Source organism: Dactylosporangium fulvum, assembly GCF_025137375.1.
Classification (GTDB): Bacteria; Actinomycetota; Actinomycetes; order Mycobacteriales; family Micromonosporaceae; genus Dactylosporangium; species Dactylosporangium fulvum.
On sequence record NZ_CP073720.1, the window covers coordinates 2,531,218 to 2,551,140 of the forward strand.

Below are 19,923 nucleotides of genomic sequence, written 5' to 3' on the forward strand. Positions count from 1 at the left end.
CAGCCTTGCACATGTCCAGCCGAGTCACCCGGTGTAGCCGTCGGCGACCTCCAGCGCATCGTCGATCGCGTCGATGCCCTCCAGCAGCTCCGCCTCCGTGATCACCAGCGGCGGCACCACGTGCAGCCGGTTGAAGTGCGTGAACGGCCACACGCCGCGGGCCTTGCAGGCCGCGACCACCTCGGCCATCGGCTTCGCCGCCGGGCCGCCGGCGTTGTACGGGACCAGCATCTCCTTCGTGTCCCGGTCGCGGACCAGCTCGATCGCCCAGAACAGGCCGAGGCCCCGCACGTCGCCCACCGACGGGTGGCGGTCGCGCAGCTTCTCCAGCCTCGGCCGCACGACCCGCTCGCCGAGGTCGCGGACCCGCTCCGGGATCGCCTCGTCGCGCATGACCTCGATGGTGGCGACCGCCGCCGCACAGGCGAGCGGGTGCCCCGAGTAGGTCAGCCCGCCGGGGAACGGCCGGTCGGCGAACGTCTCGTACACCCTCGGGCCCAGGATCACCCCGCCCAGCGGGATGTAGCCCGAGTTCACCCCCTTGGCGAAGGTGATGAGGTCGGGCACCACACCCCACCGGTCGACGGCGAACCACTCGCCGCACCTGCCGAAGCCGCTCATCACCTCGTCGGCGATGAGCAGCACGCCGTGCCGGTCGCACAGCTCCCGCACGCCGGCGAGGTAGCCCGGCGGCGGCACGAGGATGCCGTTGGTGCCCACCACCGGCTCCAGGATGACGGCCGCGATCGTCTGCGGCCCCTCGAACGTGAACACCTCTTCCAGGTGGGCGAGAGCGCGCTCGGTCTCCTGCTCGGGGGATTCGGAGAAGAAGGGGGAGCGGTACGGGTAGGGCCCGAAGAACCGCACCACCCCGGGCATGGCGGGCTCGTTGGCCCAGCGCCGCGGGTCGCCGGTGAGCGTGATCGAGCCGGTGGTGGCGCCGTGGTACGACCGGTAGGCCGACAGGATCTTGTGCCGGCCGGTGGTGCCGCGCGCCATCCGCACGGCGTGCTCGTTGGCCTCCGTGCCGCCGTTGGTGAAGAACACGTGCCGGAGGTCGCCGGGCGCCGCCTCCGCGATGAGCCGGGCCGCGGTGCTGCGGGCCGCGTTGCCGAACGTCGGCGCGATCGTGCACAGCTGCGCGGCCTGCTCCTGGATCGCGGCGACCACCCGGGGGTGCTGGTGGCCGAGGTTGAGGTTGACGAGTTGTGAGGCGAAGTCCAGGTAACGCTTGCCGTCGGTGTCCCAGAACGTGCTGCCGAGGCCGCCGGCGACGACGACCGGATCGAGGGTTCGCTGTGCCGACCAGGAGTGGAACACGTGGGCGCGGTCGTCGCGGTATGCGTCGGTGGGTTGTCCCGTCATGCACTGAAGCTAATGGCACATGTGAGGACGGACAATATCTCAACTGTTACAGGTTGTTACGCGTCCTATGCTGAGCACATGCAGATCACCTCGGTAGCGGAACTGGAGGAAGTGCTCGGGTCGCCGACGCCCCGGGCAGTGACCAAGGAACGAGCCCAGCTCAAGCAGGCCGACCGCGACTGGCTCGCGGTGTCCCCGTTCGTGCTCGTCGCCACGTCCGACGCGGACGGCAACTGCGACGTCTCGCCGAAGGGCGACCCGCCCGGCTTCGTCCACGTCATCGACGACGCGACGATCGCGATCCCGGAGCGCCCCGGCAACCGCCGGGCCGACGGCTTCCACAACATCCTGGCCAACCCGCACGTGGGCCTGATCTTCCTCGTGCCCGGCCGGCGCGAGACGCTGCGGATCAACGGCCGCGCCCGGCTGCTGACCGACGCGCCGTGGTTCGGCGAGCTGGTCGTCGAGGGCCACCGGCCGATCATGGCGCTCGTGGTCGACATCGACACGATCTTCTTCCACTGCCAGAAGGCGTTCATGCGCTCGAAACTGTGGAAGCACGAGACGTGGACGCCCGAGGCGCTGCCGTCGCACGCGAAGCTCGTCAAGAGCGTCCAGGACACCCCGGAGACGGTCGAGGAACTCGAGGTCTACTACGCCGAGGATACCTACCGCCGGGGGCTCTACGCCTGATACTCCTCACCCGGGTGGTAGTGGCGGCCGCCGCCTGAACGGTAGGGCTAGACCCACCGACACGCGGCCGTCCGTCGGCCAGAATGGCGGCATGAGAGCAGCCGTGCCGTACATCCGCCGGGGACTGACCGCTGTCGGTAGGGTGGCGCTGCTCGGGCTGCTCGCGCTGCCCGTCCGGATCGCCCTGTTCGTGCTGAGCGTCGTGACGTTCGTGCTGTCGATCGCCGGCGTCGGGCTGGTCCTGGCGCCGCTCGTCCAGCTCGTCGTGCGCCGCTACGCCGACCTGCACCGCCGGCTGGCCGGCGAGTGGTCCGGCGTCGACATCCTCCGGCCGTATCGTCCGCAGCCCCCGCGCGCGTTCATCGGCTCGCCGCGCCGCTGGCTGTGGCTGGTCAGGGACCCGGCGACGTGGCGCGACCTGGTGTGGCTGCTCGCCGGTGCGCCGACCGGGGTGGTGCTCGGCGTGCTCGGGCCGGCCCTGCTGGCCTACGGGGCGGAGGGTCTCCTGGGCATTCCCGTGATCATCGACGCGGCCACGGACTGGTACGGGTATGGTGTCACCTGGCCGATCGACGACACCTTCGACGTGCTCAGCGTGCCGGCGCAGGGCGCCCTGATCACCGCCGGCGCCCTCTACGCGGGACCCTGGCTGCTGTGGACCCTCGCCCAGTTCGACCGGTCGCTGCTCGGCCCGACCCGCAGCGCCCGGCTGGCCGTCCGGGTCGACCGGCTCACCGAGACCCGCACCCAGGTCGTCGACGCGCAGGCCGCCGAGTTGCGCCGCATTGAGCGCGACCTGCACGACGGCGCGCAGGCCCGCATCGCGGCTCTCGGCATGAGCCTCGGCATGGCGGAGGAGCTCGTCACCCGCGACCCGGCCGCCGCCCAGGCGCTCATCGCCGAGGCGCGCGAGGCGAGCGGGCTGGCGCTCGCCGAGTTGCGGCTGCTCGTGCGCGGCATCCATCCGCCGGTCCTCGCCGAGCGCGGTCTCGGCGGCGCGCTCCAGGCGCTGGCGCTGACCCTGCCGATCCCGGTCGCCGTGGAGAGCGACCTGAGCGGCCGGCCGCCGGCGCCGGTCGAGTCCGCGGCCTACTTCGCGGTCGTCGAGGCTCTCACCAACGTGGTCAAGCACGGCGGGGCGTCGGCGGCCTGGGTATCGTTGACCCACCTCGGAGGCGCCATCTACATCACCGTCGGCGACGACGGCGTCGGTGGCGCGGCCCCGCGCGCCGGTTCCGGGCTGGCCGGTGTCGAGCGCCGGCTGGGGGCGTTCGACGGCAGCCTGACCGTCGACAGCCCACCCGGCGGCCCGACCGTGCTGACTATGGAGCTGCCGTGCGCGTTGTCATCGCCGAAGACCTCGCCCTCCTCCGCGACGGGCTGATCCGGCTGCTGACCGCATACGACTTCGAGGTGGTGCAGGCCGTCGACAACGGCACCGACCTGCGCACCGCACTGCTGGAACACCGGCCCGACGTCGCGGTCGTCGACGTGCGCCTGCCGCCGACCTTCACCGACGAGGGCCTGCGGGCCGCGATCTCCGCCCGGGCCGAGGCCCCCGGCCTGCCGGTGCTCGTCCTCTCGCAGCACGTGGAGCAGTTGTACGCGCGGGAGCTGTTGTCCGACAGCCGGGGCGGGGTCGGCTATCTGCTGAAGGACCGCGTCGCGACGGTCGCCGAGTTCGTCGACGCGGTGCGCCGCGTGGCGCGGGGCGGCATGGCGATGGACCCGGAGGTCGTCTCGCAGCTGCTGGCCCGTAACGCCGGCGAGCCGACCCGGGCCCTCACCCCGCGCGAGCGGGAGGTGCTGGGCCTGATGGCGGAGGGCCGGTCCAACGTCGCGATCGCGGCACGGCTGTTCGTCACCGAGAAGGCCGTCGGCAAGCACATCAACAACATCTTCACCAAGCTCGGCCTGCCTCCGTCGGAGGACGACAACCGCCGCGTGCTCGCGGTGCTGGCCTACCTCAACGCGTAGCCGGTCCAGGTAGCGCTGTCGTGCCATCACGATCCGAGATCGTCGCCCGCCTGCGGGCCGCCGGCTGTGTCTTCGCCGAGGACGAGGCGGCCCTCCTGCTCGGCGCCGCCCGCGACGACGATCATCTCGAGTCCATGATCGCGCGCCGCGTGGCGGGGTTCCCGCTGGAGCACGTGCTCGGCTGGGCCGACTTCTCCGGTGTGCGGGTGGCCGTCACCGACGGCGTCTTCGTCCCCCGCCACCGCACCGAGCTGCTGACGACGACCGCCCGCACCCTCGTCCGCCCGGGGCACACCGTGCTCGACCTGTGCTGCGGCACCGGCGTGCTCGGCCTCGTCGTCGTGCGGGACGTCACCCCGGTCCGTCTCGTCGCCTCGGACGTCGACCCGGCCGCCGTCGAGTGCGCCCGCCGCAACCTCGCCCCGCTGACGGAGGAGGTGTTCTGCGGCGACCTGTTCGCGCCGCTCCCCGCGGACCTGCGCGGGACGGTCGACCTCCTGCTCGCCAACGTCCCGTACGTGCCGACGGCCGAGATCGCCTATCTCCCGGAGGAGTTCCGCGTCCACGAGGCTCGTGCGGCGCTGGACGGCGGTGCCGACGGCTTGGACGTGCTGCGCCGCCTCGCCGCCGAGGCACCCGGCTGGCTGGCCCCCGACGGCGCCCTGCTGACCGAGGTGGGCGTGGTGCAGGCGGACCCGGCACACGAGATCCTGTCGTCGGCCGGCCTGCACCCTCGGACGGTTTCCGACACGGAGACCTTCGTCGTCGTCGCGTCCCTGCCCTGACCGTCGTGCTGTCTCACGATATGAGTCAGACAATATATCCATGAATGTCGAATCGATCGATAACATTCTCCCCATCATCCAACTCGATGGGGAGGCTCCCGGATGGTTCGAAGGTTCATGTCCGCAGGGCGCGCACCGGCCCGGCGCGCCGGCACTCACGCACGCCGGCTGCTGGCTGTGCTCACCGCGGTTGTCGCGATCGTCGGCGTCCTGCCGGGCGCGGCGCACGCTCGCGAGACGCGGGAATCGGTCGTCGGCGGCACGCGGGCGGCGCAGGGCGAGTTCCCGTTCATGGTTCGCCTGTCGATGGGCTGCGGCGGCGCGCTCTACAGCTCCCGCCTGGTGCTCACCGCCGCGCACTGCGTCGGCAGCACCGGCACGAACACCAGCATCACCGCGACCCTCGGCGTCGTCGACCTGCAGTCCTCCAGCCGGATCACCGTGCGGTCGAACTACGTCTACCGCGCACCCGGCTACAACGGCAACGGCAAGGACTGGGCGCTGATCCGCCTGGCGAGCCCGGTGACCGGCCTGGCCGCCCTGCCGATCGCGACGACGACGGCGTACAACAGCGGCACCTTCACGGTCGCCGGCTGGGGTGCGGCCCGTGAGGGCGGCGCGCAGCAGCGCTACCTGCTCAAGGCGACCGTCCCGTTCGTGCCCGACTCCACCTGCGACAACTCCTACCCCGACCTGATCCCGGGCGAGGAGATCTGCGCCGGCTACGCCTCCGGCGGCACCGACACCTGCCAGGGTGACTCGGGCGGCCCGATGTTCCGCCGCGACGCGTCCAACGCGTGGATCCAGGTCGGCATCGTCAGCTGGGGCAACGGCTGTGCCCGCCCGAACTACCCGGGCGTCTACACCGAGGTGAGCACCTTCGCCTCGGCGATCGCCTCGGCCGCCGCGAGCCTGGGTGGCTGATCGTCGGCTGACCGGCGGCTGATGCGAGGGAGCGGTGGGCGGCCCGGCGAGGGGCCACCCACCGCGCCTTCGCGGCTCGCGCTTTTCGCGGCGGCCCGCATCCCGGTCGCGGTCCGGGCCTCCGCATTGGCCCGCGTCCCGGTCGCGGCTCATGACGGGCGGCCCGGCACGACGAGCCCCGACTCGTACGCGACCACCACCGCCTGTGTCCGGTCCCGCAGCCCGAGCTTGCCCAGCACGCGGCTGACATGGGTCTTGACGGTCTCCTCGCTGACCACCAGGCGCTCGGCGATCTCCGGGTTGGACAGCCCGCCCGCCATCAGCCGCAGCACCTCCGTCTCGCGTGGCGTCAGGACGTCGAACACCGTTCCCGCGGCCCGTGTCCGCGGCCGCAACCGCGCGAATTCGGCGATCAGCCGGCGGGTCACCGTCGGCGCCGGTGGCCGCCACCGGCGAGGACCTCCTCGCGATCGAGGGCCTGCCCGGGGACCGGGTCGCCGCGCTGCTCACCGCGGGGGGCGTGCCGTTCTCGGAGCTCCGGCAGCACCGGGCCTCGCTGGAGGAGGCCTACATGGAGCTGACCCGTGACGGCGTCGAGTTCAGTGCGAGCGGGCGATGAGCGGCGGGGACGGGTTCCTCTCGACACTGCGTGCCGAGTGGACGAAGCTGCGCACGGTGCGTCGCTGGGTGGTGACGCTGTTCGCCGCCGCGGTGCTGATCGTGTCGATGGGCCTGCTGGCCTCGTCGAGCAGCGGATCCTGCCGGGCCGGGGGTTCACCGCGGCCACCGGCAACCCGCTGCCGTCACTCGCCGACGAGCCGACCCGGCGGGCCGCGCTGGGCACCGTGCTGTACCTCGTCCTGATCGCCCTGCTCAGCGCCGGAGTGGCGGTGCTCGTCCGGGACACCGCCGGCGCGATCACGGGGATGCTGGGCGTGCTCTACGTCGCACCGCTCGCGGCGTCCTTGGTGTCCGACCCGCGTTGGGAGCGGCGCCTGCACCGGTTCGGGCCGATGGACGCCGGGCTGGCCGTGCAGACGACGCGGCACCTGACACCGCCCGACATCGGGCCCTGGGCCGGCCTGGGCGTGCTGGCGCTGTACGCGGCGGTGGCGGTGGTGCTCGCGGTGATCGTCTTCGAGATCCGCGATGCGTGACGGGTTCCGGTGGCCGGGCGGGGTCGCGGGGTGGGGGAGGCGGGGCCGCCGGAACGGCGGCCCCGCCCCGTGCCAGGCGCTCGCCGCGCCGGCCCGTCCAGGGTCAGACGTTCATCGTGACCCGCTGGCCGAGCTCGTGGCTGATGCGCTCGAAGGTGCCCGCGTTCTCCTGCTTCTGGACCAGGTTGGTCTGCAGGACCTGCGCGCACTGCGTCTCGCCCATGAGCAGCGCCTTGTCGATGAGTCCGCGGTAGCCGGCCATGCCGAAGTGCGCGAGCTTCGTCTCGGCGTCGACCGTGTAGATCTCCAGCGTCTCGGTGGAGGGGCGCTGGCTGGTGAACTGCTGGAACTCCGCGCGCATGCCGTCGAGGGTCGTGCACGAGACGTCCATCGGTTCCGTCTCCATCATCGCGAAGCACGTCTCGAGGTTCTGGATCTTCTGCTGACCCTGCTGCTGCTGGGCGCGCAGGATCTGGGCCAGGGGGCTCTGCTCCGCCTGACCGAGGATCTCACCCACCAGCTGGTTGCTCTTGCGCTCGGCGTCGTACATGCCCGACAGCTCGTAGAGGAACAGGTCGGCCGGGTTGTCGAGTGCCATCTGCTTCTCCTGCCTGGGTTGGGGTCTGTGGGGTGCTGCCGGCCGCGCTCTACCCGTTCCGCACGGCACTGAACACGATGGCCGGGCCGAAGTCGCTGCCGTCGGCGGCGCGGCAGGAGAGCCGGCGCGGCAGGAGCGCCGGCGCAGGCGGCCACCGGCTTCACCGTCGGCAACGGGCACGAACACCAACCCCGCCGTGTTCACGCTCAACGGGACGCGGTGCTCGTGACGTAACCCCGAGTGCTTAACCTCGATGGGTGGATCGCGTCGTGATCGTGGGGGCGGGGCCGGTGGGCGCCGCCGCCGCGATCCTTCTCGCGCAGCGCGGGGTGCCGTGCCTGCTGCTGGACCGGTACGCGGAACCGTATCCGCTGCCGCGCGCGGTCCACGTCGACGACGAGGTGGTGCGGATCCTGCAGGAACTCGGCGTCGCCGACGAGTTCCTGCAGGTGAGCCGGCCCGGGCTGGGGCTGCGGCTGCTCGACGGGCGGCACCGGGTGATGGCCGAGTTCCGCCGGGACACGGCGACCGGGCCGCACGGGTATCCGCAGGCCAACATGTTCGACCAGCCGGATCTGGAGCGGCTGCTGCGGGCGCGGCTGGCGACGCTGGACGGCGTCGAGTTCGTCGGCGGCGCGGAGGTCGTCGGGGTGTCGTCAGCGGTTTCGTCGGCGCACGTGACGTACCGACTCCGCCGGAACGGTGAAGAGCGCACCGTCCCGGCGGCGGCCGTCCTCGGGTGTGACGGGGCCAACAGCACCGTCCGCGGGTTGATCGGGGCGACGCTGGAGGACCTGCGCTTCGAGGAGCGCTGGCTCGTCGTGGACGGCGTGTGCGACCGCGACCTGGGCGCGTGGGGCGGTGTCCACCAGGTCTGCGACCCGCGCCGGGCGGCGACCTTCATGCAGCTGGGTTCGCTGCGGTACCGGTGGGAGTTCCGCCTCCGCCCCGGTGAGTCCATTGTGGATGTACAGCCGCTGGTCGCCCCGTGGCTGGGTGACGCGGCGGTGCGGATCGTGCGCCGCGCGGAGTACACCTTCCGGGCCCGCGTCGCCGATCGCTGGCGCTCCGGCCGGGTCTTCCTCCTCGGCGACGCCGCCCACCAGACCCCGCCGTTCATCGGGCAGGGACTCGGCGCCGGGCTGCGGGACGCGTACAACCTCGTGTGGAAGCTCGCGTCGGACGACGAACGGTTGCTCGACTCGTACGAACGGGAGCGCAAGCCGCACGCCCGCGCCCAGATCCGGCTGGCCATCGTGGCCGGCTGGGCGATGACGGGCGGGCAGGACCGCGCGGCGGCGGTACGGCGGGTGGTGCTCGGTGCGATCTGGCGCGTGCCGGGCCTGAAAGGACTGGCGCTGCGCTCGACGAGCCCGCCGCTGGACCACGTCGGCCGGGACCGGCGCGCCGGTCGCCTCGCGCCGCAGCCGACGGTGGTCTGGGAGGGGCGCGAGGTGCGGCTGGACGACGCGCTCGGCCCCGGCTGGGCGACCCTGTTCGGCGCGCGGCCGCCCGCCCCGCACCTGGTCCGCGGCCGCCCGATCCGGGTGACCCCCGAGTTCGACCCGTCCGGCGCCCTGCGCCGGTGGATGCGCGGCCGGACGATCGTGCTGCGCCCGGACCGGGTCGTGCACGCGGCGCACTGAGGCCGGCCTGCCTGGTCGCGCTGACCGCCTCAGGCGCCGGCTGTGCGGCGTGCGCGGGCCGTGCGCTTGCCCCACGGGTCGGGATCGTCCCACGTGCGGGCGTGGATCAGGCCTACCACCAGCACCCCGGCCGCGGCGGCCCATCCCGCGGGACCGGCGAACGGCCGCGCCGTCGCCGTCATCCTCGACGGCCTCCGCCCGGACCGTGGGGGTGACGGGGCCGGGGGCGACAGCCGGGGGCGGTCACCCGGGTGAGAAATGCGCTGGACGGTGCGCGGACAATCGGAGTTGATATGGAACAGCATCAGTTGGTCAAGGTGAGCAAGCGGATGTCCAAGGTGCTCCGCCACGACCCCGCGCGGGTCGGCCTCACCCTCGACGCGGCCGGGTGGGTGCCGGTCGAGCGGTTTCTCACCGCCATGGGCCTCGACCGCCCGACCCTCGACGCGGTCGTCGCCGGCAACGACAAGCAGCGCTTCGCGATCGCGGTCGGTCCCGACGGGGTCGAGCGCATCCGCGCCAGCCAGGGGCACTCCGTCCCGATCGAGCTGGGGCTCACCCCGGCGGAGCCGCCGGAGCTGCTCTTCCACGGCACGGCCGCGGCGGTGCTCGCCTCCATCAAGGCGACCGGGCTCAACCGGGGCGGGCGGCACCACGTCCACCTGTCGCCGGACACCGGCACCGCCCGCCGGGTGGGTGCCCGCCGCGGCGGCGCGACCGTCATCCTGACCGTGCTCGCCGGGCAGATGGCGCGTGACGGCCACACCTTCTACCGCTCCGACAACGGCGTGTGGCTGACCGACGAGGTGCCGCCGGAGTATCTACGCGTGCCCTGAGCCCGGCGCTGCGTTCAGCCGCTGCCGCAGCAGCGTCGCCAGGGGGATCGACTCGCCGTCGCGGGCACCCTCGCCCACGATCAGGCGCGGGGTCGTGGGCTCCGGCGTCACGCCGGTGAGCCAGCCCGTGGCCGACGGCGGGACGAGCAGGGAGTAGTACATGCCGTCATCGCCCACCGCGATCGTCCGGGAGGCATTCAGGTACCAGCCGCGCAGGGAGGTGCGGTAGGACCGTCCGCGGTAGGACCGGGCCCGCAGCGGCTCCGTCGGCACGCCGGCCTCCTTCGCGGCGGCGACGAACTCGGCGATCTGCGTCATGGCCCGGGCGGCCTCCGCCGCGAGCCGCTGCTCCAGCGCCGCCCCGTGGTGCGCGACCGCCCGCGCCCGCTGCTCCTGCCAGTCGCTCCCGCTCTGCGGGGAGGCCGGGGCGGGAGGCCGTGGAGAAGACTGCGGAGAAGGGGAGTCGTCAGGAGAAGCCACCGAGGTCACACCGCCAACCATAGTGATCAACCGGTCCTTCCGTCTCGACCAGGCCGCCGAGCGGGCTTGCGCGCGGGCCAGCTTCGCGGGGCCGTACCGCCGCGCCCAGGGGCTGCCGGCCGCCGCGAGCCGCGACGCGCCGACGAGGCCGATCGGCGGCACGGCCACGCTCAGCAACGCCAGCCACGGTTTGCCCTTCAGCGCGGTCAGCACCGTCAGCGACAGGTTCAGGCACACCGCCGCGGCCGTCGCCCACCGGGTCGACGCCTCGTCGCGCTCCACGTCGTCGAGGCCGAACGGCACCGTGCTGACCACCAGCATGAGCGTCACGATCGTGGCCGCGATCACCGCGTCGATCGAGCTCCGGCCCTCCCGGGTCCAGTACACGTCGCGCAGGTGCAGCAGCAGCGCGTATTCGTCGAGAACCAGCCCGGCGCCGATCCCGAAGCCCAGGGCGAGCAGGTCGTGCCACGGCGGACGGCCCGGGAACGCGAACGCCAGCGTCCCTGTGACGAGCATCGTGAGCACACCGAACAGCTCGTGGTGCAGATGAACGCCGCCCGCCGTAAGGTTGCCAGGCCACCACCGCACCTGGGCCCGGATCATCCGGGTGCTCGTGCGGATCCCGGCGAACCCGCCGACCAGTCCCGCGAGCAGCAGCAACAGCGGCTGCTTGCCCGCCGCGACGATCTGCTCGTTGTACCAGTCGCAGATCACAGACACCGACCACGCCACCAGTGTGGATTGCCCGCCTGGGATGCTAGATAAGCCCGCATTGCCCACTGAGCCACATCCACCAGCCGCGCCGACCGAGGAGCATCATCGTGACCGCGATCATCAACGACGAGGACATGACCAGCTTCGCCGACCTCGGCCTGCGGGACGAGTTGCTCAAGGCACTCTCGGGACTCGGCTACGAGGAACCGACCCCGATCCAGCGCGAGGCGATCCCGCCGATGCTCGCCGGCCGCGACCTGCTCGGCCAGGCGGCGACCGGCACCGGGAAGACGGCCGCGTTCGCGCTGCCGCTGCTGCAGCGCATGCCGCCGCCCGGCGGTGACAACCCGTCGGCCCTGGTCCTGGTGCCGACACGCGAGCTGGCGGTCCAGGTGTCGGAGGCCATCCACCGGTACGGGCGGGACCTGGGCACCCGCGTCCTGCCGATCTACGGCGGGCAGCCGATCGGCCGCCAGCTGCGGGCGCTGGAGCAGGGTGTCGATGTGATCGTCGCGACCCCGGGCCGGGCGCTGGACCATCTCGGCCGCGGCACGCTGCGCCTGCACGACCTGCACGTGGTGGTGCTCGACGAGGCCGACGAGATGCTCGACATGGGCTTCGCCGAGGACATCGAGGCGATCCTCCAGGAGACCCCGGAGGACCGCCAGACGGTGCTGTTCTCCGCGACGATGCCGCCCCGCATCGACGGCCTGGCCCGCAGCCACCTCAACGACCCGGTCCGGATCCAGATCGGCCGCGAGCCCACCCCCGCGGGTGAGGCGCCGCTGGTCCGGCAGGTCGCCTACGTCGTGACCCGCGCGCACAAGCCCGCCGCCCTCGGCAGGGTGCTCGACGTCGAGGCGCCCGGCGCGGCGATCGTGTTCTGCCGCACCCGCGACGAGGTCGACCAGCTCACCGAGACGCTCAACGGCCGGGGGTATCGTGCCGAGGCGCTGCACGGCGGCATGGGCCAGGAGCAGCGCGACCGGGTGATGGCGCGGCTGCGCAACGGCACCGCCGACCTGCTCGTCGCCACCGACGTCGCCGCCCGCGGCCTCGACGTCGAGCACCTGACGCACGTGGTCAACTACGACGTGCCGTCGGCCCCGGAGTCGTATGTGCACCGCATCGGCCGGGTCGGCCGCGCCGGCCGTGAGGGTGTGGCCATCACGCTCGCCGAGCCGCGCGAGCACCGCATGCTCAAGACGATCGAGCGGGTCACCAAGCAGCGCATCGTGATCGAGAAGGTGCCGACGGTCGCCGACCTGCGGGCCCGCCGCCTGGAGCTGACCAGGGCCGCCCTGCAGGAGAGCCTCCTGGCCGACAAGGACCTGGAGCGGTTCCGGGTGGTCGTCGACACGCTGACCGACGAGTTCGACCTGGTCGAGATCGCGCTGGCGGCGGTGAAGCTGGCGCACGAGTCGGGCGGTGTCGGCGACGGTGACCAGGAGGAGATCCCGGAGGTCACCATCCGTCCGCCGCGCGAGCGGGACGATGAGCGGCCGGGCCGGCGGGTCAGCGTCCGCGACGCCGACGGGCGCGGCCGGGGCCGGGACGGCGGGCGGCGGACCCCGCCGGGCGGTATGACCCGGCTGTTCGTCGGTGCCGGCCGCAGCGCGGGCATCCGGCCGCAGGACCTCGTGGGCGCGATCACGGGCGAGTCGAGCCTCACCGGCCGCGACATCGGCGCGATCGAGATCACCGACCGGTTCTCGCTGGTCGAGATCCCGGAGCAGTCGGTGGACGAGGTCATCGACACCTTGCGGCGCACGACGCTGAAGGGCCGCCGACCGGTCGTCCGCCGCGAGCGCAGCCGCGTCTAGAGCCGCAGCGGCAGGGTGCCGCCACCCGGCAGGGTGAGCGTCAGGCCGGCGCCGGCCGGCGGCGCGTCGAACGCGACCGTCCGGTCGGCGGTGGCGCCCGGCCGGAGGTCGACGGCACCCGCCGTCCGGCCCCGTAGCGGCACGCCGTCGGCGGTGACCTGCACGGCCGCCGCGTCGATCCGCTCGACCGTGCGGCCGGTGTTCGTGAACCGCAGCGTCACCTCGAGCCGGTCGGCGCCGAGGAGGTCGACGCTGGTCACCCGGACCGGCGCGAGCCCGGCAGCGGACGACGGGCCGGCGGACGGCGGGGCGGTGGACGGCGGGTTCATGACGCCGGCGACACCGCCGACGACCAGCCCCGCCGTGGCGGCGAGCGTGAGTGCCCTGAACGCGTCCCGTGCCAGCCCCATGCCCCGCAGCGTCACAGGGCGGGCTGTGGTGCGGCTGTGGTGCGACTGAGGTGCGGTGCCCGCCGGTCTTCAGGATGTCAGCCGGTCGGCGGACTTCTTGTCCTCCGCGGTGGGCCCCCACGACTCGACGACCACAGGCGCGCCGAGCGTGTCCTCGACGGCCGTCACCCAGTCGCGCACCTCGGCGTACCGCGGCTCGGCGCCGGCCAGGCTCCTGGTCGTCGCCTCCTGCCGGGTGAGGTCGCCGGGCGGGCCGGGAACGAGCCGGACCCCGCCGTAGCCGGTGCACATGCGGCTGACCGGCAGGTCGAGGTGGGTCAGCGCGAGGCCGTCGACGCCGCCGCAGACCTCCAGCGCGTACCGGTGCGCGACCGCGTCGAAGTGCCCGACCCGGAACGCGCCCTGCCACGGGTTGGCCGGGTTGTTCGGGTCGGTGATCCCGAGCGACGGATCCTCGGTGACCAGCGGCCCGGCGCCGTGGCGGGTCGTCACGGTCCGCAGGACCCCGAGCCGGAACGCCGGGGCGCCGTCCAGCAGTTCCTCGGCGTTGGCGAACGTGGTCGTGCTCCAGGTGGTGTACGGGTGGAAGCCGTGCCACTCGTCGAGCAGTACACCCTGGGCACCCTCGAAGACGCAGGGGCCGTCGTCGAAGCGCATGCCGTCGACGATCGGCACCGTCGCCGCGAAGGCGGCGAACGCGCGCACGCAGTCCTCGACCGGCGGCCCGCCCACGCCGAGCCGCGCCCGCAGGGCGGTCAGCTTCCGGCGCAGCACCGGCGGGTCGGCACAGTCGCCGACCCGCGGTGCGTCGTCGTCGTGGGACAGCGCGTACGCCATCGTCTCGCCGACGCCCATCCCGCACGAGCCGTGCCGGTCCGCGCCCCGGGCGAGTTCCTTGGCACGGTTGGCCTCGCGGTGGTACGGCGTGGCGACCAGCGCGCGCCGGTCGACCGTCAGCCGCTGCCAGACGTCGTGGACGCCGAGGGCGATCAGGTGCTCCGCCTCGGCGACCAGCGCGAGCGGGTCGACGACCATGAACCGGGACAGGTGCGTGCGCACCCCCGGGCGCAGCGTCCCGGCGCCGAACTGCGCGAAGGTGTGCTGCCGCCCGTCGGCGAGCACGACGGTGTGCGCCGCCTGCGCGCCGCCGTTGAACCGCACCACCGTGTGGACCTCGCGGGTCGCGCACAGGTGGTCGACGACGGTCCCCTTCCCGCAGTCCCCGAACCCGAGGTCGACGACGATGACGTGCATGGCGCCGCCTCCTAGAGTCGCTCGACCGTCACGGGGCCGGCCAGGTCGGACGGCGCCGAGCCGGTCGCGACCGGGGCACGGTCGCCGCCGATGCGGGCCAGCGCCTTGCCGACCGTCGCCGTGGCCGCCGAGCCGATGTCACGCAGGTCGTCGAGGCCCTCGTCGAGGTCGATGGCGTCCTCGCCGAGCCCGACCGTGAGCGCGATCGTCTCGCACACCGCGTCGAGGTCGTCGAGCGCGATGACGTTCTGACCGAGCAGGTCCCGCCAGAAGTCGAGGATCGTGGTGTTGCCCGCGTACGAGGAGCCGGCCGGCAGGATGTAGTAGGTGTCGTACATGCGGCGCACCTCGTCGACGATCGCCCGCAGGCCGATCGGCTCGGCGAGCCGATCGCCGATGACGGCCTCGACCTCGGCCGGCTTCACCCGCTTGTACGCCTGCTCGTCACCGATGATGAACAGGTAACCGCGCCTGCCCCGCTTCTCGTGGCAGTCGATGCTGGTGTGCCGGGCCATGAAGTACATCGCCAGCTCGTACGACTCGGTCATCTGGCCGCCGCCGCGACCTTCGAGCACGATGCGGCCGAGGTCCTCGTCGAGCCGGTTGTCCGACTCGAACTGCCCGACCTGCAGCGGCGCCCGGTCGCACGTGGCGTCGCCGATCGCGCCGAACAGGAGCTGCGGGTCCTTCACGTACCCCTTGCGCAGCAACAGGCCGAGCAGCTGGGGCAGCTTCTGCTGCAGGACCCGCGGTACCGATCCCATCGAACCGGTGACGTCGAAGAGCACGGCGATGGCCACCGAGTTCGGGTGCTCGTCCGAGTCCCGGCTCTCGCGGACCGCGATGCCCTTGGGGTCGAGTGCGGTGTGGACGGTACGGGCGCCCGAGTCGCTGTAGGCGAAGGCGCTCTTGCCGGTGGCGCGCCGGTAACGGTCGGCGGCGTCGTAGACGTCTGTCGACCAGATCCCGCTTCCCATGGATGATCTCCTCTCAGAGGGTGAACGGCCGGAACTTGCGCGGCCCGTACAGGTGGTGCAGCAACTCGTCGAACTCGCGGAGCAGGCGCCACGCGTCGTCGGGACGCTGCCGCGGCGAGGCGAGCCGGCAGCCGTCGGCGAACCGGCGCAACGGCTTCGGCGCACGGTCGCCGATCAGGTCGGCCATGACCCGGGCGGCCATGGCCAGGTCGGTGCAGGGAGCCGGGGTGCCGCGGTCGAGCACCTCGGCGGGGTAGTGGTCGCGGTAGCGCGGGACGATCGCGGCGATCCGCTGGTCCGGCTCGGCGGCGCTGTAGCACCAGTCGACGAGGACCACGCCGTGGTCGTCCGGCTCGATGAGGACGTGCTCGGGCAGTACCGCACCGTGGATCACGCCTGCCCGATGGGCCAGGCCCAGCGCGACCAGCAACCGCCGCCACATCCACGCCGCGTCGCGCGGATCGAGGCCGTGGGGGCGCTTCGCGGCCACCTCGGCCAGACTGTGCAGCCGGCCGGCGGTCCGGCCCGACGTCACAGCGATCACGTTGGCCCGCCGGACGACCCCGCCCTCCTTGTGGCGGAAGGTGTCCACGAGCCGCGGGACATAGGGGAGGTACCGCGGGTCGCCGTGCTCGGCCAACCGGCGCAGGGCTGCCGCCTCGCGTGCCATCAGGTCGTTGCACGACGGGTCGCGGACCAGCTTCAGGTGCCCTTCGGGCACGCGGTAGAGGTTGGCGAGGTCGCCCCGGAAGTCCAGGACGGCCGTCGGGTAGACGCCCTTCGTGCTGCGGATCGCGCCACGGGTGCGCCACAGCTCGGCCAGGCGCGTGAACGCTCGCGCGCCGGCCGGCCCCGCGGTGTCCGGATGGGTGAGCCGGGCCAGCCTGCGGTACGCCCTGGCGGGGTCGTCGCCGCCGAACAGCTCCTCGGCGGTGGCGCGCTCGACGAGGGCGATCGCCTCCGCCGTGCTCGTGGGGAGGTTCACCGCACCGTCTCCTCCCGGCTGGGCATGAGCAGCGCCGGGTGCAGCAGCTGCGCGTCGCCGGCGCGGTAGAGCTTGGCGCGCGGGCCGCCGCGGCTGCCGCCGCGCTCGGCGACCGCGCCGGTGCTCTCGACGAACCCCGGCACCGACAGCACCTTGCGGTGGAAGTTGCCGGCGTGCAGCTGCTCGCCCCAGACCGTCTCGTAGACGGCCCGCAGCTCCGCGATGCTGAACTCCTCGCCGACGAACTTCGTCGCCAGCGGCGTGTATTCCAGCTTGGAGCGGGCCCGGTCCAGGCCGTCGGCCAGGATCGTGGCGTGGTCGAAGGCCAGCTGGTCCACCTCGCTGACCGGCGTCCAGGCCGCCACGCGGGCGTCGCCGCCGGAGACGGGATCGGGCAGGTCCGGCGCGAACGCCAGGTAGGCCACCGAGACGACCCGCATGCGCGGGTCGCGGTCCGGCGCGCCGTAGGTGCCGAGCTGCTCGAGGTGCAGCCGGCGGTTGGCCGTCGCCACCCCGGTCTCCTCGGCGAGCTCACGCGCCGCGGCGGTCGGCAGGTCCTCCCACTCGCGGACGAACCCGCCGGGCAGCGCCCACCTGCCCTCGCTGGGCGGGCCGGCACGGCGCACCAGCAGGACGGTGAGCGTGTCCTGCCGGATGGTGAACGCCACGACGTCGACGGTCACCGCGACCGGGGGATAGGCGCGCGGGTCGTAGCTGGCGAGGAACTCGGCTTCGTTCACCACCGTGGTCCTTCTCAAACGGAGTTTTTCTCAGCCGGAGTTCTTCTCTAACTGAGTATTTCTCGATCTGAGAACAACATAGCGCCGGGCGGTGGGAGAACGCAACGGTGATTTGTGTCGGCCCGCTGTCAGCCCGCTGTCAGCGGGCCGACGTCAGCCGTGCGCGCAGGTGGTGGCTGTGCGCGGCGGAGACCTGCGCCGCGACGGCGTCCCTGATCAGCCCGCTGCGGTGGCGGACATGGCCGCCCGGGCCCTCCACCAGCAGGTGGGCGTGGACCAGCCGGTCGACGGCGTCGAGGACCTCGTCGACGTCGAGCCCGGCCACGGCGGCGAGCTGCTCGACCCGCAGCGTGCCGAGCGCGGCGGTCAGCCGGAGCACCTCCCAGGCCGCCGGCGCCATCCAGCGGGTGCGCTGGCGGGCCAGGTGCATGGCGACCTGCCCGGCCGTCGCCGGATCGGCGGCGACCAGCGCCGGGATGCCGCCGCTCGCGGCGAGCGTCTCCGGGTCGAGGTCGGCGCCGGTCAGCGGCTCCAGCCGGAGCACCAGTCCGGCGTCGAGCGCGCCGAGCGGGCGGGTGGCGATCGTGGACGGGTAACGGTACGAGACCACGACGCGCAACCCGTGCTCCTGCAGCCAGCGCAGCTCGGCGACCGAGTCGGCGTCGAGGTGCTCGGCGTCGTCGATCGCGACGACCCGCCCCGGCAGGCCGTGTGCGATCGTGTCGAGCTCGGCCGGGTGCAGGGCGCGGCGCTCGGCCATCGCGGCGTCGAGGACGTCGTCGGCCGGCCGGTCGAGCTGGTGCAGTACCGTGCGCAGCCAGCCCAGGCGGAGCGCGCCGCCCGGTCCGGGGCCGCGGCCCAGCCCGGCGGTGCCGGGGTGCAGCTCACGCAGGCGGGCGAGCAGCGCCGACTTGCCGGCGCCGGCCGGCCCGGCGACGTGGACGACGGCGGGACCGCCCGCGAGGGCCGCGAGCTCCGCGTCCCGGCCGAGGAACCCCGTCGCCGGCTGCCGGGCCGCGTTCGGCAGGGCCGTCACGACCGCGAGCCGGTCCTGCCGGCCGGGGGCCGGTCGCCGCCGGTCGCCTCGGCGCCGGTCGTGGGCCGGCGGCCCGGGTCGTTCGGTGCCGCCTCCGGTGCCGCCTCCGGTGCCGGCTCCAGTGCTGGCTCCAGTGCTGGCTCGGACGTCTGCCAGGAGCGTGTCGCGCAGCGTGGCGGTCTCCCGTGACGGCGCGACGCCCAGCTCCTGTTCCAGGGTGCGGCGGCACTGGTCGTACCACTGGATCACCGCATCGGCGCGGCCGAGGCCGGCGGCGGCGCGCATCCCGGCCCGGTACGCACGCTCGGTGAAGGGTTCGAGCTCGCTCGCCTCGCGCGCCAGCCGCTGGGCCCGCGCGGGATCGGCTCCGGCGATGGCCTCGGACAGGTCGAGCAGCGCCGCGACGACGACGGCCCGGACCTCGGCGCGGGCGGGTGCGGCCCACTCCGCGTACTCGTCCTCGGTGAACGGCAGGTCGCGGGCGAGCCGAACGATCTGCTCCCGCACGTCGGTGCGGTCCGGACGGGTTTCGGCGAGCCGCGCGGCGGTGCGCAGCTCGGCCAGGTCGAGCCGGGCGCGGTCGGTGGCGAACACGTAGCCGCCGGCCCGGGTCACGATGAACGACCGGGCGGTCGGCACGCCCGGCTGCAGCGTCCGGCGCAGCACCGAGACGTAGTGCTCCAGCGCGGCCGCGTGGTTGCCCGGCAGCTCCTCGCCCCAGACCGCGTCGGCGAGTGCGTCCTTCGACTGGAGCCGGTCGTGCCGGGCCGCGAGCACGCCGAGCACCTGGCGCGCCCGGCGCGGCAGGTCGTCGCCGGTCAGCCGCCGCTCACCGCCGGCCGCCTGGTCGATGATCTCGAGCCGTCCGAGCACCCGCACGTCCACGCCCGGCGCGATCGGCAGGCGAGCGGCGTTCCTGAGGCGTTGCCGTGCGCGTGTTCAGCCCCACCAAAGGTCGGTGTGCTGTGCTGTGCGGCATGAAGCTCATCGCCGCCGCCGGTCACACCGCCCGGCTCACCTGGCGCCTCATCCTTGCCGGTGCCCTGCTGACCGCCCTGGCCGCCGGCCTGGTCACGACGGTCCTGTCCGTGCTGCGCTGACCGTGCCGTCTTCGGGCTCGCCGCTCAGCCGAAGGGCAGGCCGGCGCGGGCGACGATCGGGCGCGGCGCCGTCATCCGCCACGCCTCGGTGATCAGGTCGGCCAGCTCTTCCTCGTGCGCCTTGCGCAGCCGGACCTGGACCCAGCCGATCCGGCCCGAGGCGCTCGCCTTCTTGTAGGCCCGCGGGTCGTCCTCGACGAGCGCGGCCTGCTCCTCCCGGGTCGCCTTGACCAGCATCGTCCAGTCGTCCTCGCACAGGTAGGCGAAGCCCTTGTCGCGCACCCGGAACCCGATGTGGTTGCCATGCTGGCGCTGCTCGATCTCGGGCAGCGAGAGCACCATCCGGAGCGCCTCTTCGACGCTCACTCCGCGTCCGGTACGGATCCCCATGACTCTGGTGTAACAGGCGGGTCCGGCACT

The 19,923-nt window shown here is 73.3% G+C and carries 22 protein-coding genes and 1 pseudogene; 11 read left to right on the plus strand and 12 right to left on the minus strand.

Annotated elements, in window-relative coordinates; genetic code table 11:
- Positions 1–24 precede the first annotated feature (24 nt).
- Complete coding sequence (locus Dfulv_RS11815) at positions 25–1,365, minus strand: aspartate aminotransferase family protein (protein ID WP_259862854.1); 1,341 nt, start codon at positions 1,363–1,365, stop codon at positions 25–27.
- A gap of 78 nt (positions 1,366–1,443) precedes the next feature.
- Here Dfulv_RS11815 and Dfulv_RS11820 point away from each other — a divergent pair, with 78 nt between their 5' ends.
- The 5 genes from Dfulv_RS11820 (at position 1,444) to Dfulv_RS11840 (ending at position 5,744) form a co-directional block, all read left to right on the plus strand.
- A complete protein-coding gene (locus Dfulv_RS11820; protein WP_259862855.1) occupies positions 1,444–2,058 on the plus strand; it encodes a pyridoxamine 5'-phosphate oxidase family protein in 615 nt (204 codons plus the stop codon).
- A 91-nt stretch (positions 2,059–2,149) separates the two neighbouring features.
- Positions 2,150–3,442, plus strand: coding sequence for a sensor histidine kinase (locus Dfulv_RS11825; RefSeq protein ID WP_259862856.1), 1,293 nt, complete (start codon positions 2,150–2,152; stop codon positions 3,440–3,442).
- Positions 3,394–4,035, plus strand: a complete 642-nt coding sequence (locus Dfulv_RS11830; protein ID WP_259862857.1) for a LuxR C-terminal-related transcriptional regulator — start codon at positions 3,394–3,396, stop codon at positions 4,033–4,035. Before Dfulv_RS11825 ends, Dfulv_RS11830 begins: the two co-directional genes overlap by 49 nt.
- A 20-nt stretch (positions 4,036–4,055) precedes the next feature.
- The gene (locus Dfulv_RS11835) at positions 4,056–4,820 is read left to right on the plus strand and encodes a putative protein N(5)-glutamine methyltransferase (RefSeq protein ID WP_259862858.1); all 765 of its coding nucleotides are present in this window, start codon (positions 4,056–4,058) and stop codon (positions 4,818–4,820) included.
- A 117-nt stretch (positions 4,821–4,937) separates the two neighbouring features.
- Entirely contained in the window at positions 4,938–5,744 is an 807-nt protein-coding gene (locus tag Dfulv_RS11840; RefSeq protein ID WP_259862859.1) for a S1 family peptidase, read from the plus strand.
- Between the two features lie 149 nt (positions 5,745–5,893).
- Here the strand turns inward: Dfulv_RS11840 and Dfulv_RS11845 are convergent.
- A pseudogene (locus Dfulv_RS11845) lies at positions 5,894–6,181 on the minus strand (response regulator transcription factor); the annotation flags it as partial.
- Between the two features lie 2 nt (positions 6,182–6,183).
- On the opposite strand from Dfulv_RS11845, the gene Dfulv_RS11850 reads away from it, so the two are divergent.
- Both Dfulv_RS11850 and Dfulv_RS11855 read left to right on the plus strand, forming a co-directional pair.
- Entirely contained in the window at positions 6,184–6,363 is a 180-nt protein-coding gene (locus tag Dfulv_RS11850) for a hypothetical protein (protein ID WP_259862861.1), read from the plus strand.
- 37 nt (positions 6,364–6,400) lie between these two features.
- Positions 6,401–6,901 carry a hypothetical protein gene (locus Dfulv_RS11855; protein WP_259862862.1) on the plus strand — a complete coding sequence of 167 codons (501 nt, stop codon included), beginning with the start codon at positions 6,401–6,403 and terminating at the stop codon, positions 6,899–6,901.
- A 103-nt stretch (positions 6,902–7,004) separates the two neighbouring features.
- On the opposite strand, the gene Dfulv_RS11860 is transcribed toward Dfulv_RS11855, so the two are convergent.
- Positions 7,005–7,499 (minus strand): YciE/YciF ferroxidase family protein, encoded by a 495-nt coding sequence (locus Dfulv_RS11860; protein WP_259862864.1) that lies wholly within the window; start codon positions 7,497–7,499, stop codon positions 7,005–7,007.
- Positions 7,500–7,756: 257 nt separating this feature from the next.
- Here Dfulv_RS11860 and Dfulv_RS11870 point away from each other — a divergent pair, with 257 nt between their 5' ends.
- Entirely contained in the window at positions 7,757–9,145 is a 1,389-nt protein-coding gene (locus Dfulv_RS11870) for a bifunctional 3-(3-hydroxy-phenyl)propionate/3-hydroxycinnamic acid hydroxylase (RefSeq protein ID WP_319805786.1), read from the plus strand.
- 29 nt (positions 9,146–9,174) lie between these two features.
- Here Dfulv_RS11870 and Dfulv_RS11875 read toward each other — a convergent pair whose 3' ends face one another.
- Entirely contained in the window at positions 9,175–9,327 is a 153-nt protein-coding gene (locus Dfulv_RS11875; RefSeq protein WP_259862865.1) for a hypothetical protein, read from the minus strand.
- A 111-nt stretch (positions 9,328–9,438) separates the two neighbouring features.
- On the opposite strand from Dfulv_RS11875, the gene Dfulv_RS11880 reads away from it, so the two are divergent.
- Entirely contained in the window at positions 9,439–9,981 is a 543-nt protein-coding gene (locus Dfulv_RS11880; RefSeq protein ID WP_259862867.1) for an RNA 2'-phosphotransferase, read from the plus strand.
- On the opposite strand, the gene Dfulv_RS48550 is transcribed toward Dfulv_RS11880, so the two are convergent.
- Entirely contained in the window at positions 9,967–11,184 is a 1,218-nt protein-coding gene (locus Dfulv_RS48550) for a hypothetical protein (RefSeq protein WP_319805787.1), read from the minus strand. The two genes, Dfulv_RS11880 and Dfulv_RS48550, sit on opposite strands and share 15 nt — an antisense overlap.
- 128 nt (positions 11,185–11,312) lie before the next feature.
- Here Dfulv_RS48550 and Dfulv_RS11890 point away from each other — a divergent pair, with 128 nt between their 5' ends.
- Complete coding sequence (locus tag Dfulv_RS11890) at positions 11,313–13,001, plus strand: DEAD/DEAH box helicase (protein WP_259867618.1); 1,689 nt, start codon at positions 11,313–11,315, stop codon at positions 12,999–13,001.
- Here the strand turns inward: Dfulv_RS11890 and Dfulv_RS11895 are convergent.
- The 6 genes from Dfulv_RS11895 to Dfulv_RS11920 all read right to left on the minus strand — a co-directional run bounded on the left by Dfulv_RS11895 (position 12,998) and on the right by Dfulv_RS11920 (position 19,288).
- Positions 12,998–13,411 (minus strand): hypothetical protein, encoded by a 414-nt coding sequence (locus Dfulv_RS11895; RefSeq protein WP_259862868.1) that lies wholly within the window; start codon positions 13,409–13,411, stop codon positions 12,998–13,000. The genes Dfulv_RS11890 and Dfulv_RS11895 overlap by 4 nt on opposite strands.
- 69 nt (positions 13,412–13,480) lie before the next feature.
- Positions 13,481–14,665: an adenylosuccinate synthetase gene (locus Dfulv_RS11900; protein ID WP_259862869.1), complete on the minus strand. Its 1,185-nt coding sequence runs from the start codon at positions 14,663–14,665 to the stop codon at positions 13,481–13,483.
- An 11-nt stretch (positions 14,666–14,676) separates the two neighbouring features.
- The gene (locus tag Dfulv_RS11905) at positions 14,677–15,642 is read right to left on the minus strand and encodes a hypothetical protein (protein WP_259862871.1); all 966 of its coding nucleotides are present in this window, start codon (positions 15,640–15,642) and stop codon (positions 14,677–14,679) included.
- A gap of 13 nt (positions 15,643–15,655) precedes the next feature.
- Positions 15,656–16,627 carry a serine/threonine protein kinase gene (locus Dfulv_RS11910; protein ID WP_259862875.1) on the minus strand — a complete coding sequence of 324 codons (972 nt, stop codon included), beginning with the start codon at positions 16,625–16,627 and terminating at the stop codon, positions 15,656–15,658.
- On the minus strand, positions 16,624–17,370 hold the full coding sequence (locus Dfulv_RS11915) for an NUDIX hydrolase (RefSeq protein WP_259862876.1): 747 nt from the start codon (positions 17,368–17,370) through the stop codon (positions 16,624–16,626). The genes Dfulv_RS11910 and Dfulv_RS11915 overlap by 4 nt, the downstream gene beginning before the upstream one ends.
- Positions 17,371–17,506: 136 nt before the next feature.
- Positions 17,507–19,288: an AfsR/SARP family transcriptional regulator gene (locus Dfulv_RS11920; RefSeq protein ID WP_259862877.1), complete on the minus strand. Its 1,782-nt coding sequence runs from the start codon at positions 19,286–19,288 to the stop codon at positions 17,507–17,509.
- Between the two features lie 92 nt (positions 19,289–19,380).
- On the opposite strand from Dfulv_RS11920, the gene Dfulv_RS11925 reads away from it, so the two are divergent.
- Positions 19,381–19,503, plus strand: a complete 123-nt coding sequence (locus Dfulv_RS11925) for a hypothetical protein (protein ID WP_259862878.1) — start codon at positions 19,381–19,383, stop codon at positions 19,501–19,503.
- A gap of 24 nt (positions 19,504–19,527) precedes the next feature.
- On the opposite strand, the gene Dfulv_RS11930 is transcribed toward Dfulv_RS11925, so the two are convergent.
- A complete protein-coding gene (locus tag Dfulv_RS11930) occupies positions 19,528–19,869 on the minus strand; it encodes an MmcQ/YjbR family DNA-binding protein (protein ID WP_259862879.1) in 342 nt (113 codons plus the stop codon).
- Between the last annotated feature and the right edge of the window lie 54 nt (positions 19,870–19,923).

What these genes read in the sequence shown, in the direction of transcription:
- Dfulv_RS11815 (WP_259862854.1), bottom strand. Translation starts at nt 1,365, where the DNA reads ATGACGGGACAACCCACCGACGCATACCGCGACGACCGCGCCCACGTG.
- Dfulv_RS11820 (WP_259862855.1), top strand. Translation starts at nt 1,444, where the DNA reads ATGCAGATCACCTCGGTAGCGGAACTGGAGGAAGTGCTCGGGTCGCCG.
- Dfulv_RS11825 (WP_259862856.1), top strand. Translation starts at nt 2,150, where the DNA reads ATGAGAGCAGCCGTGCCGTACATCCGCCGGGGACTGACCGCTGTCGGT.
- Dfulv_RS11840 (WP_259862859.1), top strand. Translation starts at nt 4,938, where the DNA reads ATGTCCGCAGGGCGCGCACCGGCCCGGCGCGCCGGCACTCACGCACGC.
- Dfulv_RS11860 (WP_259862864.1), bottom strand. Translation starts at nt 7,499, where the DNA reads ATGGCACTCGACAACCCGGCCGACCTGTTCCTCTACGAGCTGTCGGGC.
- Dfulv_RS11875 (WP_259862865.1), bottom strand. Translation starts at nt 9,327, where the DNA reads ATGACGGCGACGGCGCGGCCGTTCGCCGGTCCCGCGGGATGGGCCGCC.
- Dfulv_RS11880 (WP_259862867.1), top strand. Translation starts at nt 9,439, where the DNA reads ATGGAACAGCATCAGTTGGTCAAGGTGAGCAAGCGGATGTCCAAGGTG.
- Dfulv_RS11890 (WP_259867618.1), top strand. Translation starts at nt 11,313, where the DNA reads ATGACCAGCTTCGCCGACCTCGGCCTGCGGGACGAGTTGCTCAAGGCA.
- Dfulv_RS11895 (WP_259862868.1), bottom strand. Translation starts at nt 13,411, where the DNA reads ATGGGGCTGGCACGGGACGCGTTCAGGGCACTCACGCTCGCCGCCACG.
- Dfulv_RS11900 (WP_259862869.1), bottom strand. Translation starts at nt 14,665, where the DNA reads ATGCACGTCATCGTCGTCGACCTCGGGTTCGGGGACTGCGGGAAGGGG.
- Dfulv_RS11905 (WP_259862871.1), bottom strand. Translation starts at nt 15,642, where the DNA reads ATGGGAAGCGGGATCTGGTCGACAGACGTCTACGACGCCGCCGACCGT.
- Dfulv_RS11925 (WP_259862878.1), top strand. Translation starts at nt 19,381, where the DNA reads ATGAAGCTCATCGCCGCCGCCGGTCACACCGCCCGGCTCACCTGGCGC.